General features: G+C 33.4%; 13 protein-coding genes. 9 read left to right on the forward strand and 4 right to left on the reverse strand.

Annotated elements, in window-relative coordinates; translation table 11 throughout:
- Nucleotides 1-225: 225 nt before the first annotated feature.
- Nucleotides 226-831 carry a superoxide dismutase gene (locus EKG35_RS19125; RefSeq protein ID WP_126296136.1) on the reverse strand — a complete coding sequence of 202 codons (606 nt, stop codon included), beginning with the start codon at nucleotides 829-831 and terminating at the stop codon, nucleotides 226-228.
- Nucleotides 832-1,044: 213 nt separating this feature from the next.
- The gene (locus tag EKG35_RS19130; RefSeq protein WP_126296137.1) at nucleotides 1,045-1,524 is read right to left on the reverse strand and encodes a DUF456 domain-containing protein; all 480 of its coding nucleotides are present in this window, start codon (nucleotides 1,522-1,524) and stop codon (nucleotides 1,045-1,047) included.
- A gap of 162 nt (nucleotides 1,525-1,686) precedes the next feature.
- Here EKG35_RS19130 and EKG35_RS19135 point away from each other — a divergent pair, with 162 nt between their 5' ends.
- The 4 genes from EKG35_RS19135 (at nucleotide 1,687) to EKG35_RS19150 (ending at nucleotide 4,678) form a co-directional block, all read left to right on the forward strand.
- Nucleotides 1,687-2,196: a DUF1189 family protein gene (locus EKG35_RS19135; protein WP_126296138.1), complete on the forward strand. Its 510-nt coding sequence runs from the start codon at nucleotides 1,687-1,689 to the stop codon at nucleotides 2,194-2,196.
- Between the two features lie 51 nt (nucleotides 2,197-2,247).
- The gene (locus tag EKG35_RS19140) at nucleotides 2,248-2,583 is read left to right on the forward strand and encodes a hypothetical protein (RefSeq protein WP_126296139.1); all 336 of its coding nucleotides are present in this window, start codon (nucleotides 2,248-2,250) and stop codon (nucleotides 2,581-2,583) included.
- Between the two features lie 389 nt (nucleotides 2,584-2,972).
- Nucleotides 2,973-4,079, forward strand: coding sequence for a flavodoxin-dependent (E)-4-hydroxy-3-methylbut-2-enyl-diphosphate synthase (gene ispG, locus EKG35_RS19145; protein WP_126296140.1), 1,107 nt, complete (start codon nucleotides 2,973-2,975; stop codon nucleotides 4,077-4,079).
- A 17-nt stretch (nucleotides 4,080-4,096) separates the two neighbouring features.
- Nucleotides 4,097-4,678 (forward strand): hypothetical protein, encoded by a 582-nt coding sequence (locus EKG35_RS19150; RefSeq protein ID WP_126296141.1) that lies wholly within the window; start codon nucleotides 4,097-4,099, stop codon nucleotides 4,676-4,678.
- 76 nt (nucleotides 4,679-4,754) lie between these two features.
- On the opposite strand, the gene EKG35_RS21510 is transcribed toward EKG35_RS19150, so the two are convergent.
- Entirely contained in the window at nucleotides 4,755-4,883 is a 129-nt protein-coding gene (locus EKG35_RS21510; protein ID WP_281274644.1) for a hypothetical protein, read from the reverse strand.
- A gap of 187 nt (nucleotides 4,884-5,070) precedes the next feature.
- On the opposite strand from EKG35_RS21510, the gene EKG35_RS19155 reads away from it, so the two are divergent.
- The 3 genes from EKG35_RS19155 (at nucleotide 5,071) to EKG35_RS19165 (ending at nucleotide 8,674) form a co-directional block, all read left to right on the forward strand.
- On the forward strand, nucleotides 5,071-5,568 hold the full coding sequence (locus EKG35_RS19155) for a 23S rRNA methyltransferase (RefSeq protein WP_126296142.1): 498 nt from the start codon (nucleotides 5,071-5,073) through the stop codon (nucleotides 5,566-5,568).
- A 185-nt stretch (nucleotides 5,569-5,753) separates the two neighbouring features.
- Nucleotides 5,754-7,904 carry an EAL domain-containing protein gene (locus EKG35_RS19160; protein ID WP_126296143.1) on the forward strand — a complete coding sequence of 717 codons (2,151 nt, stop codon included), beginning with the start codon at nucleotides 5,754-5,756 and terminating at the stop codon, nucleotides 7,902-7,904.
- Nucleotides 7,905-8,245: 341 nt separating this feature from the next.
- A complete protein-coding gene (locus tag EKG35_RS19165; RefSeq protein WP_126296144.1) occupies nucleotides 8,246-8,674 on the forward strand; it encodes a hypothetical protein in 429 nt (142 codons plus the stop codon).
- A gap of 309 nt (nucleotides 8,675-8,983) precedes the next feature.
- Here the strand turns inward: EKG35_RS19165 and EKG35_RS19170 are convergent, their stop codons facing one another.
- Nucleotides 8,984-9,595 carry an alpha/beta hydrolase gene (locus EKG35_RS19170; RefSeq protein ID WP_342774127.1) on the reverse strand — a complete coding sequence of 204 codons (612 nt, stop codon included), beginning with the start codon at nucleotides 9,593-9,595 and terminating at the stop codon, nucleotides 8,984-8,986.
- 234 nt (nucleotides 9,596-9,829) lie between these two features.
- On the opposite strand from EKG35_RS19170, the gene EKG35_RS19175 reads away from it, so the two are divergent.
- Nucleotides 9,830-11,212 carry an L-cystine transporter gene (locus EKG35_RS19175; RefSeq protein ID WP_126296146.1) on the forward strand — a complete coding sequence of 461 codons (1,383 nt, stop codon included), beginning with the start codon at nucleotides 9,830-9,832 and terminating at the stop codon, nucleotides 11,210-11,212.
- 401 nt (nucleotides 11,213-11,613) lie between these two features.
- Nucleotides 11,614-12,210 carry a hypothetical protein gene (locus tag EKG35_RS19180; protein WP_126296147.1) on the forward strand — a complete coding sequence of 199 codons (597 nt, stop codon included), beginning with the start codon at nucleotides 11,614-11,616 and terminating at the stop codon, nucleotides 12,208-12,210.
- The last annotated feature ends 129 nt before the right edge of the window (nucleotides 12,211-12,339 follow it).

Consider the following 12,339-nt stretch of genomic DNA (forward strand, 5'->3'; position numbering starts at 1 on the left):
TTGCCTCCAGCTTCCTTCAGATTCCGCGTCGCCACGGACACCCTTGCTCTTAGCTAACCTCTACTTCTGTCTTCGGGGTTCGGGACTTGCACCCTATAGTTCATACGCATGCCGGGCGCACACAAAAAGGCAAAATCCAAAATTGGATTTTGCCTTTTTTAACTAATTTTACGACTGCTGTTTCGCTTTTGTCGTAGAAATAATTCATTTGTTTACTCAGCTGAATTATTTAGCAGCTTGATATTTAGATTCTACAACGTCCCAATTCACTACATTCCAGAATGCAGCGATGTAGTCAGGGCGACGGTTTTGATAGTTTAAGTAGTATGCGTGTTCCCAAACGTCTAAGCCTAGGATTGGTGTTTTACCTTCCATTACAGGAGAATCTTGGTTTGGAGTTGAAGTGATAGCAAGTTCTCCACCATCTACTACTAACCAAGCCCAACCAGAACCGAAACGTCCAGCTGCAGCTTTTGCAAATTCATCTTTGAAAGCATCGAAGCTACCGAATTTAGCATCAATTGCAGAAGCTAATTCGCCAGTTGGAGTTGTAGCACCACCAGGAGTTAGGATTTCCCAGAATAAAGAGTGGTTAGCATGTCCACCACCATTGTTACGTACAGCTGTTTGTTTGTCAGCTGGTAGAGCGTCAATGTTTGAAATTAATTCTAGTAAATCTTTACCTGCAAATTCAGTGCCTTCAACAGCTGCGTTTAAGTTTGTTACATAAGTATTGTGATGTTTAGTATGATGAATCTCCATTGTTTTTGCATCGATGTTTGGTTCTAATGCATCGTATGCATAAGTTAATTTTGGTAATTCAAAAGCCATTGAAATTTCCTCCCTCAAAATAAGTAATCTTGATTACATTTCTAGGTTATCAAAATTAAGTAAACCATTCAATCAATTAATCCAAAACAATTACAATTCAGCCTTTAGACGGAAAAACTAGCTGCAAATTACTTTCAATTAATAGAATGGTACATATCCCACGATTATACTTTACACATTTAGTATGATAATTAAACATTTTTTCATTACAATTTAAATAGCTATTATAAAAATAATTATCATAATAACTTGTATAATTCCTTTTGTTACTACTGAAGTTAAAAAACCTACAAGAGAACCAAGCCCAGATTGAACAGCTTGGCGAAAATCTGTTTTCGTTACTAGTAGTTCTCCAATAACCGCCCCTAAAAATGGACCTACTAAAATACCTACAACCGGAATAATAAAGGGTCCAACAATTAACCCAATTGTACTTCCCCACATGCCTGCCTTAGTTCCGCCGAACTTTTTAACACCTATTAAATTTGAAACCGAATCTGCAGCAAACAAAAGTACGACAAATAAAATTTCAATTACCCAGAACAACCATCCTAAGTCTGCAAATGAGTAAAATAGACCATACATGATGAACCCGAGCAAAATAAACAATACAGATGGGATTATTGGATAAACCAGACCAATAAACGCAATTACAAAACTAGCTATAATTAGTATCCAAGCAATTATTTCCAAAAACAACATCTCCTAATTCATTATTACAAGTTTATACGTAAATATTTAATAAAACGTTTCACTCATTTCTATAATTTCCTATAAATAAAACCTTTTAAAATACAACTAGTCTCTTTTTCGCTGTGTATATTTCATGATACACTTTCCTTTGGAGGAGAAAATATGGTCAAACACTCGCAACTTTTTATTGATAGTCTAATACATCCAAAAAAATTAGCAGCATACCGTTTATTATCAATCGGCAAAATTATTCAATATGTTTTTCTATTAATTGCTGTTATTACAATTTTTTCATTTATTCAATTTATAACAGGTGTCTCAGAGAATTCCGTAGAATTAGTAGGATTAACAGAGTACGTAAAAGATATACAATGGCTCCTATACCCATTTGCGCTTCTTCTATTAACTATAACATCAACCTTTTTACTTTTTATAAGAATAAGTCTCTATGCGCTAGTAGGAATTGTTCTATTAAAAATATTGAAGCGTCGTGGAGAATATAGACATATGTGGCGAACTGCTTCTCTTGCCATCACCTGGTCCACTCTTTTAACAGTAATATTTTCTATTGTTAATGTCCCTTCATCCATTTCTACTATAATAGGAATATTAACTACCATTGCTATATTAAGTTTAGCAGTAACAAAATATCCTAAAATACCAATGAAATAATATGCATGAATCCCTCTTCTCTTCATATAGTGAGAGAAAGGAGGGATTTTTTTGAGATTTCTAATTTTTACGGTTGTCTTTTTTCTTATAGCAGCTGTTATTAAAATAGATTTAACGGAAGGTACTGTTCCATTAGCAGCCTTTAATGGTGAAGAGGAATTAGAATGTAATCAGCAAATAGCAGTAAGAACAGTTTCAGTCATTACAACTGATGGAGATTCTGTACAAAGTTTATTTGCAGCATATCCATCAAAAATCAACATTTCACTCCCTGAAAGAATGGCACATTTTTACGAGCTCAACCCTCACCTAATAAAACAAGCAATGATACCAGGTGAACTAGTAAAAATACCAATCTATGACGAAGCAGAAAGTAACTGCTCATAACGATAAGGTTAAAATATTAATATTAATCCCAAATGGTTCCATCCATTTGATTAAACTATATAAAGAAGGCGCAGCCTCCTCTTTTTATCAATAAGCTGCGCAATACAAGAAGAACTAGAAGCATATCCTTTTTGTGAGCGAGTCTTACACAAAGTCGGTGACAAAAACTCTGCATCGTATGTCTTGTCATCTTAACGAACTTCCTATTAATCCCTTTGCCCGCTCACCACACATACTTTTTCAGAATTCTTAAAAATACTTATAGTAATAACTTGTAGAAATAAAAAAATAGAGTTTCTTCCTTGTCCTTACTTTCCTACACTGATAAAATAACTATGTGATGGTACGATTCGAATTTATTACGTACCTTTTTAAAGGAGAGAATCTTCATGAGTGAACTTATTCACCGTTCAAAAACACGTCCAGTTCGTGTAGGTAATTTAACGATAGGTGGTAGTAATGAACTATTCATCCAAAGTATGTGTACAACAAAAACACATGATGTAGAAGCAACAGTAGCTGAAATTTTACGATTAGAAGAAGCTGGTTGTCAAATTGTTCGCGTAGCCGTTCCAGATGAACGAGCAGCAAATGCAATTGCTGATATTAAAAAACGCATTCATATTCCGTTAGTAGCGGATATTCATTTTGATTATAAGTTAGCACTAAAGGCGATAGAAAATGGGATTGATAAAGTACGTATCAACCCAGGGAATATTGGTCGCCGTGAAAAAGTAGAAGCAGTAGTCAATGCCGCTAAAGCGAAAGGGATTCCAATTCGTATTGGAGTAAATGCAGGATCCTTAGAACGCCACATTTTAGAAAAATATGGCTACCCTACTGCAGATGGTATGGTTGAATCTGCACTACACCATATTAAAATATTAGAAGACCTAGATTTCCATGATATTATCGTATCAATGAAGGCTTCTGATGTAAATTTAGCAATCGAAGCTTATGAAAAAGCTGCAAAAGCTTTTGATTACCCACTTCACTTAGGTATTACAGAATCTGGTACATTATTTGCTGGTACTGTAAAATCTGCGGCTGGTCTTGGTGCAATCCTATCAAAAGGAATTGGCAACACGTTGCGCATTTCATTATCCGCAGACCCAGTAGAAGAAGTAAAAGTTGCTCGTGAATTATTAAAATCATTTGGTCTTGCATCAAATATGGCAACTTTAATCTCTTGTCCAACTTGCGGTCGTATTGAAATTGACTTAATTTCAATTGCAAATGAAGTTGAAGAATATATTTCAAAATTAAATGTACCTTTAAAAGTTGCGGTTTTAGGTTGTGCTGTTAACGGTCCTGGAGAAGCGCGTGAAGCTGATATCGGTATTGCTGGTGCACGCGGTGAAGGCCTTTTATTCATGAAAGGTAAAACAGTACGAAAAGTACCTGAGGAAACAATGGTAGAAGAATTGAAAAAAGAAATCGACAAATTAGCCGCTGAAATGGCTGAAGAACGGGCAAAACAAGAAACTAATCTCTAAGCTAGGAGGTTTTTAAAATGACATCGTCTAAAAATAAGCCTCGCTTTGGGATAGATATTGACGGAACAGTCACTACACCCGATACACTCATTCCGCATATTAACAAACGCTATAACACGAATATTGTATTAGATGATGTGATTGAGTATGATTTTTTATGTGCTTTTCCCCAACCAGTCGACCGCAATGAATTTTCACGCTGGTTTAAGGAAAATGAAGCACATATGTATTCGGTAAGCGACATTGCGAAGGACGCTCAATTCATATTAAATACGTGGCAGCATGATTATGAGCTTTACTATATATCTGCCCGTGACGCAGATGTATATCATATAACTCAAAAATGGTTTGAAGAAAATAAAGTCCCCTTCCACCATATTGAGTTAATTGGAAACCACGACAAACTTAGTGCTGCAAAAAAATATAATGTAGATGTTTTCTTTGAGGATAAACATGATAATGCTGTCATGTTGGCAGAAGAATTAAAAATTCCAGTTCTTTTGTTTGATACTCCATATAATAGAAAACCTATACCATCCAATGTTGTAAGAATAAACAATTGGTTGGAAGCAAATCAATGGATTAAAAACAATTTTTAACTTTATACTTTTTTATCTAATAGTAAAGGGGCCGTTCCGAATAGTATTTGGGACGGTCCCTTGCTTGTCCATATAATCAAATTTCTAATATTCCCCTGCTCCATCGGTCAACAAATATTTCAAATGATATTCCATAACGTTCATAAATTTCATGATAAACAAAATAGACTCCTAATCGCTCTAAAATGTCATCATCAATTTTCATTCCATCTTCCCTTCACCGTAAAAATTTACTACTCATTGCCTTAAAACCGTTAACTTGTACATTTTTAAAGAAAACGAAGTAGTTTTTACAAAATATTCATAAACACTGTGAAAAATATCATATTTCATATGTGAATTTTTCTTTAAGATGAAATGTGAAGAATGTTGTTGAATTGGAGGCTTTTATAATGCGACTATTAACTATTTTCGTAATGCTTGTATTTTTACAAATTGCAAGTGGCTGCTCGGATAAGCTAAACGAAATTAAAGAAGCTGCTTTAGAGATTGATGCGACAGCAGAAAAGGCTGCAAAAGCAATTTCCTTAGATGCACATACGATTCGAGCAGTTGAACTTGACCACAATAATAAGACTTTTACAATTAATGATCTTTTTATAACCATTTTACGCGATGTACAATGGGAATATGATGAAATAGACACTATACAAAGTTTAAAAGTTAATGGTAAATGGCAGGAATCCCTTTTTGAAGGCTATATAAATTCGGATATACAAAAATCTGGGCTTGATGAGAATGGAAACGTAACAATTGAGCTTGAATTTATTAATGGACAAATTAATCCTGAATCTACTTCCTTTAGTATGACTCTTAATAACAAAACGATTGTTGAAGAAAATGGTGAAAAAGCATATATTTATTTACTTGACTATTATACATCACTTTAAATTACAGACTTTCGTTAAATAGCATCAACATTTCAATTAATTGTTCACGGTAAAAAGTCAATTATTTTCAAATAGTTACCTGTGAATAAAATTTCCTCCTAAAAAAACAATACTCTCCATAAATACATAATTCTGATATACTTACTAGTAGATAAAGAACTGACAATTATAAGGTGGAAACGAGAATGTTCGATAAAATAAAGTCCCTAACAAAGGAAAAATTATTTCGATTTCTCTGTAGTATAAGTGATCAGTATCAGACAGGCGTCGCCATGATTAATTTGGAACATCCTGACTATCCAATTGTTTATACGAATAAAGCTTTTTCAATACTAACTGGATATGAAGAACATGAATTAATCGGCAAAACTATAAGCTCATTCAACGGCATCAAAACAGACGCTGAAATTGATATGGAAATAAGATACCACTTTTCTACTAAATCCCCATTTGAACTGAACATTTTACATTATCAAAAGGATGGTAGTGCTTTTTGGAATAGTATTACATGTCAGCCGATTCAAGGGGATGATGGGGAGCGTACATTTGCTATAGTTCATTGTAAAGATATTACAGAGCAAATGTTAAGTAAAATGCTCTCTAAATTGGAGCATGAAGTATATCTTGAACTCGAAAAAAGTGGAGAGTTAAATACGATTTTACAACTTATCACAGAAAAAGTTGAAAAATATTATATACGGGACATCTATTGTGCAATTCACGTTCTTCAACCCGATTATCAACTAAAAGCTCTTGCAAGTGGTTCCCTACCATTAGCCGTAATCGATTCGATAAATGATATCGAAATAAGTACCGTTACCGCCTATAACCAAAGTGCAGTGTATATTAAAAATTTAGCATTAAGTGATTCTTTTAAAAAATATAACCTTACTTCCTGCTGGTCGAAGCCGATTTTTAATAAAGAAAAGCAATTGCTAGGCTACTTTTCAATTTATATAAAAGATTATTTTGAATTGAAAAGTGCAGATCTTGAATTTTTAAAAAAACTATCACCCATTATTGCATTGTCAATGAAGTATGTTGAACAGCAACAGGAACTAAAGCAGCTTGCATATATTGATATGAGTACAGGAATTCCAAATTTCAACTATTTTCATAATACTTTAACCCAGTGGGTGGAGAAAAATATTGAGGGGTCAATATTACTAATTCAACCAAGTGAATATTCAAGCATTGTAGATTTATATGGCAGGAAAATTGGAGATGAATTAATACGCCAACTAATCAATCGAATAGAACCGTTCATAAATAATAAAAATCAAGTAATATACGGGAGATTTTCTAACTCTTCCTTTATATTAGCTGTGACACTGCCAGAGTATGAACTGGATCAATTTATAAGTCAATTGCTGCAAGTTACAGCAGCACCTATCCCTATTGCAAACCGTGAAATATTTATTACATTGAAAATTGGCATCTCCCCTTTTGACAATACAATGTCTATTGATGAAAGCGTTCGCCGCGCAGATACTGCTCTAACGAAAGCACGTTATCAAAAAGGGGCAGTTGTTTCCTTTTTCGAAGCTGAAACAGATGGAGAAATTCAACGGGAGCTCGACATATTGAATCAGCTACGATTTGGTATTCAGAATGAAGAATTTACCGTACATTTACAACCTAAAGTTAATTTAATGACAGCTGAAATTGAAGGATTTGAAGCCCTTGCAAGATGGTATTCTCCTGTTTTAGGCAACGTTTCTCCTGCAGAATTTATTAAAGTTGCTGAACAAGCAGGTAAAATACGTGAATTAGACAATATAATTTTAAAGAAGGTACTGCAATTCCAAAACGAGAGACAGATGAAGGGGTTAAAAATGGTACCAATTGCAGTGAACATTTCCCCTGTACATTTTTATCACGAATCATTTGTAAATGATTTTATTACGCTGGTAAATCAATATAATGTCAGCTCACAATTTATCAAAATTGAAGTGACAGAAAGTGTTGAGTTATTTGATTTTCAAAAGGCAAAGGAAATACTACTTGAGTTAAAACAGTTTGGATACGAAAGCTCAATTGATGATTTTGGCGTTGGCTTCTCAAGCTTAAGTTATTTGCAGCAACTTCCATTCTCAGAAATAAAAATCGATCGCAGCTTTATTAACGATATTAACGACTCAGGAATGTATGCAGTTGTACAAACAATCGTTCAACTCGCTTCAAATCTAAATATGCATGCAGTTGCAGAAGGAATTGAAACTTTAGAACAATTTGTTTTGCTGCAAAAGATGGGCTGTCGTACTGGGCAAGGATATTATTTCCATAAGCCCATGTCCTTTGAAGATACTAAAAAGCTATTAAATTCTATAAAATAAGGTAAACAAGCTCCCCTCTTCCCCCTCTTTCGATAGCAAGACGACAGGCGACGATGAAAACTGGGTGGTGTAGTTTTATAAAAGAGATTGATCATTTAAAATAAAATTTGATAGTTTAAAATAAAGACTAATAATTTAATAAAGTTTGATTAAAAATCCTGTGTTGAAATACAGGATTTTTATTTATTCACTCGGGCCATTTAATTGAATAACATAGGTATTTAAAAAAGTACATTTATGTTAAAATTTAACTGAGCTTTTGTATTAATGCACTTAAATTATCGAACAGAAGAGTTATAGGAAAAAAACGCTGTTATTAAACCTATTAGAAGGGACAAAAAATGAAGAATAAAGTCATTTTTATTATCGTTCCTATTTTTTCTATTATTGTTGGTCTTGTATTGAACTTTCAAGAATCTCTAATGGGTAGTCCAGCAACCGTTAAGAACTTGATTGTCACGTTTGTATATTTCACAATTTGGATTTTTATTTTAATAATTACTTTAAAGAGTAAGAATCGTAGGGTTATGAAGTACTATTCAACGTTTTGGTTACTAACACTACTTTTCACTATTTTAACGGGTTTTGTTAATGTGACAGGGGTTAATGTTGACTGGGCAACACCTTTTGTAGCACTGTTATTAACTCAATTTTATGGAATTGAACTATTGGTAGATAATTTCATAATAACATCGATTATTATATCATCGTTATCTTTGATGATGTTTATTGCCGCTGTATTTTCACTTAAGAAACCCAATTTAGTATGATTAACACTGGGAATATCCTTTATGAATAAATGTTATTATTTCTTATTTAACAATAGGGATGATTCTTGAATAACATAGGTGGAAAATGATCAAAGTTTTTTATAAAAATCTCATACTTATTAAAAAAGACTATTTCCATTTTGAACTATTTTTTCAAAATAGAGTTTTTGAAGTTACTGTTAGATAAGTATTGAGGGATATTTTTAATCAATCTATACTCCAAAGCTATAGGTGGCTCGCACTGAACACTCTCTTATTCATTAAAAAAACTCCACATGGATAACAAATTTCTTATCCATGCGGAGTTTTTTAATTTATTTTGTCAATTAAATCCTCTGCGATAAAGTTTACTAAATCTCTTAGATTATCTTGGGTAACACCGTGGCCATCCGGATATGTTTTATATGTAACAGTTGCACCATAGTCAGTAAAAACTTTTTGACTCTTTTGTCCCCATTGAATTGGATAGACATAATCATACTCGCCATGAGAAATGAATATCTTCAAGCGATCCATGGGCATTTTTTTATACTCGTCTATAACAAAATCGGGTAAAAAGCCGCTCAATGCAACAGTTCCTCGAATCATTTGCCCCATTACTAGAGATAAAGTTTCAGCAACAACTGCTCCTTGATTAAATCCAATTAAATATATTTTTTCATTATCTAAATTGAATGTTTTAATCGCTTCCATAATAAAACTTTGAGTAAACACAATCACTTTGTCGAATACTTCTCTTGTCGGTTTTCCCTCTTCTTCAAATGTATAGAAAGCATATCCTGGTGGATGTGTAATGGGACCTCTTAAGCTAAATATATGACATTGGTCTTTAAATTCTTCAACAAGCTGCAGTAAATCATCCTCATTACTTCCTAATCCATGAAATAAAAAAATAGCGGGACGACTTTTCCCATTATTCATAGAAGGAGTAAGGTGTTTAAATGTATAAGGTGAGTTCATATTTTTGTTCCTTTCTAAATGAAAATCATCATACAGAACATTGTATCAAAATTTTAGTCTATATGTATCTTAAAATGTCTCCTCAATTGTATGAATAAAAACATATTAATTCCTCAACATAAGGAAAATAGTTTTATCATTTAAATTACTACTGAAACACAAACATTCATGGTTTTCTTAGGAGGAATACTATATATGGCGTTCTATACAGTAATAAATGTTGCTGTTTTACTATTGTTGGCAGTATTTTTGTATTACCTCAATAAAAAACATATCAAATTTTCAAGTAGAGTTTTTATCGGCTTAGCTTTAGGAATACTTTTAGGACTGGTACTGCAACTTTTTTATGGTGCAACTTCAGACGAAATTACAAACACTGTGCTTTGGTATAATATTATCGGGACAGGCTATGTGAAGCTTTTACAAATGGTTGCCATGCCTCTTGTTTTTATTTCTATATTATCAGCCTTCACGAAGATGAAGCTAGGCAATAATTTAGGAAAAATCGCAGGTCTGATATTGTTAATTTTAGTTGGAACAACTGCTATTGCTGGAGCTGTTGGTATTTTTTCAGCTTCACTCTTTAATCTAGATGCTTCTGAGCTTGTTCAGGGGGTAGCGGAAAAAGAACGTGGCGCTTCTTTAGAGGAAAGTTCTGCAGAAGTTGTTTCGTTGCCTGAGCAAATTATCGAGCTATTCCCAGCTAATCCTTTCCTTGATTTAACAGGGGCTCGCTCTACATCAACAATTGCTGTCGTTATTTTTGCTGCATTTTTAGGATTTTCCTATTTACGAGTTGTTCGTAAAGATGAAGAAACATCCAAAACGATAAAAAAAGCAATCGATGCAATTTATTCTTTAGTAATGGGCGTAGTTACAATTGTGATACGGTTAACCCCGTATGGAATATTAGCAATTATGGCACGCACTGTAGCAACAAGTGATTTTGATGCAATTTATAATTTAGGGAAGTTTGTAATTGCCTCATACTTGGCATTAATAATCGTATTCATTATCCATCTACTCATTATTACATTATCTGGTTTAAATCCAATTACTTATATTAAAAAAACAGCTGAAACATTATTGTTTGCATTCACTTCTCGTTCTAGTGCAGGGACATTGCCATTAAATTTAAAAACACAAGTTAATCGATTAGGCGTTCCAGACGGCATAGCAAACTTTGCAGGCTCATTTGGTCTGTCAATCGGTCAAAACGGATGTGCTGGCGTGTACCCAGCAATGCTTGCGATGATGATTGCACCAACTGTTGGCATCTATCCATTTGAACCTAGTTTTATTTTAACAGTTATTGTTGTTGTTGCAATCAGCTCATTTGGTGTAGCTGGTGTAGGTGGTGGCGCAACCTTTGCAGCAATTATCGTGTTATCAGCACTTGATTTGCCAGTCGCACTAGCTGGTGTTTTAATTTCCGTAGAACCTCTAATTGATATGGGACGCACTGCTTTAAATGTTAGTGGATCAATGGTTGCTGGCGTTGCAACTTCAAGAATAACAGGTGATTTAAATAAAAGTGTATATAGCAATCCTGCTTTAAAAGAACTAGGTGAATCGTAAAAAATGTCAATCAATTTGAAATGGACGATTTTGTATAGGAGTATTTGTTATTTGTATTTATTTCCCTATCTTGCAAGGAGGGATCGAAGAATCAAAAAGGCATTCCTCTAAGACAAAGCTCGGTATGTATAAATCGAGCTATTATTTTTAAGAATATAACCTTCTATGAAATATAGAGGCTGTACAGAAGTTTTACTCTCTGTACAGTCTCATTTTAAATATGTTTATATACTTAAGTCACAAAATGATTCCATTTCTTTTTTACTAAATTTATCTATTTTGGACTTTTTCAAATATTTCGATTGTAAATGTTGAATATTTCGATAAACTAATTATAAGATCCAAATATAATATTTAAAGATACTATTCTATTATTATGGTTCTAAAGGAGTGTTGAAGTGATGTATAAAGAAATTACAGTTGACCGGAGCTTATTATACATCGAACAGCATCATGTTGACACTTTCCAATCAATAGCAAAAAAATTGGATGAGTATAGTTACCTCGTTAAAGAAGGCGCCATTAGTAAAGAGGATGCATGGATTATCGCTTTTAATGCCTGGCTTATGCTGCTGCCAGATGAATATCATATTATTCAATCTGTTGATAAAATGATATATTATTCAGCAAACTTTCTCATTTATAATGCTGTAAAAAAGGATGTTCACTTTCAAAACTTAAAATATAGAAAAGATGCTACTCCCGAGTTATTTTATCTATCTTCTATATATATAGCAACAGGGATCAATGAATGGATATTGTTAGTTTTAAAAAAATATAATCTAATAGAAATGTTAAATAGATTGAAAAAAAGTAAATATTTTGATGCTCATAAGCGAACTGAAAAAGAAATCGAAATGTTTATCGTTGATCAAGCAAAGTTTGTTAAAGCAGCAGTAATGGAATTATCAACGAATTCATTGTCAGAGACTATTAAAAAATGCTGTGACGACGCCTATTTTTTATATAAGGAAAAGTTTTTAAAGTCAAAAAGTTAACAAATAAGAATCGAGTAGGAGGGAGTGATTAACTCCCGACCTCTCACACCACCGTACGTACGGTTCCGTATACGGCGGTTCAATTAAGATGAATAACGCAAAGTTTCGTAACGAACTTTCAGACTTTTC

The organism is Lysinibacillus telephonicus, assembly GCF_003966145.1.
GTDB classification, from domain to species: Bacteria; Bacillota; Bacilli; order Bacillales_A; family Planococcaceae; genus Ureibacillus; species Ureibacillus telephonicus.

Coding starts and splice junctions, on each gene's coding strand:
- EKG35_RS19135 (WP_126296138.1), top strand. CDS start 1,687: ATGGTCAAACACTCGCAACTTTTTATTGATAGTCTAATACATCCAAAA.
- EKG35_RS21510 (WP_281274644.1), bottom strand. CDS start 4,883: ATGAAAATTGATGATGACATTTTAGAGCGATTAGGAGTCTATTTTGTT.
- EKG35_RS19155 (WP_126296142.1), top strand. CDS start 5,071: ATGCGACTATTAACTATTTTCGTAATGCTTGTATTTTTACAAATTGCA.
- EKG35_RS19170 (WP_342774127.1), bottom strand. CDS start 9,595: ATGAATAATGGGAAAAGTCGTCCCGCTATTTTTTTATTTCATGGATTA.
- ispG (WP_126296140.1), top strand. CDS start 2,973: ATGAGTGAACTTATTCACCGTTCAAAAACACGTCCAGTTCGTGTAGGT.
- EKG35_RS19180 (WP_126296147.1), top strand. CDS start 11,614: ATGTATAAAGAAATTACAGTTGACCGGAGCTTATTATACATCGAACAG.
- EKG35_RS19165 (WP_126296144.1), top strand. CDS start 8,246: ATGAAGAATAAAGTCATTTTTATTATCGTTCCTATTTTTTCTATTATT.
- EKG35_RS19175 (WP_126296146.1), top strand. CDS start 9,830: ATGGCGTTCTATACAGTAATAAATGTTGCTGTTTTACTATTGTTGGCA.
- EKG35_RS19160 (WP_126296143.1), top strand. CDS start 5,754: ATGTTCGATAAAATAAAGTCCCTAACAAAGGAAAAATTATTTCGATTT.
- EKG35_RS19150 (WP_126296141.1), top strand. CDS start 4,097: ATGACATCGTCTAAAAATAAGCCTCGCTTTGGGATAGATATTGACGGA.
- EKG35_RS19125 (WP_126296136.1), bottom strand. CDS start 831: ATGGCTTTTGAATTACCAAAATTAACTTATGCATACGATGCATTAGAA.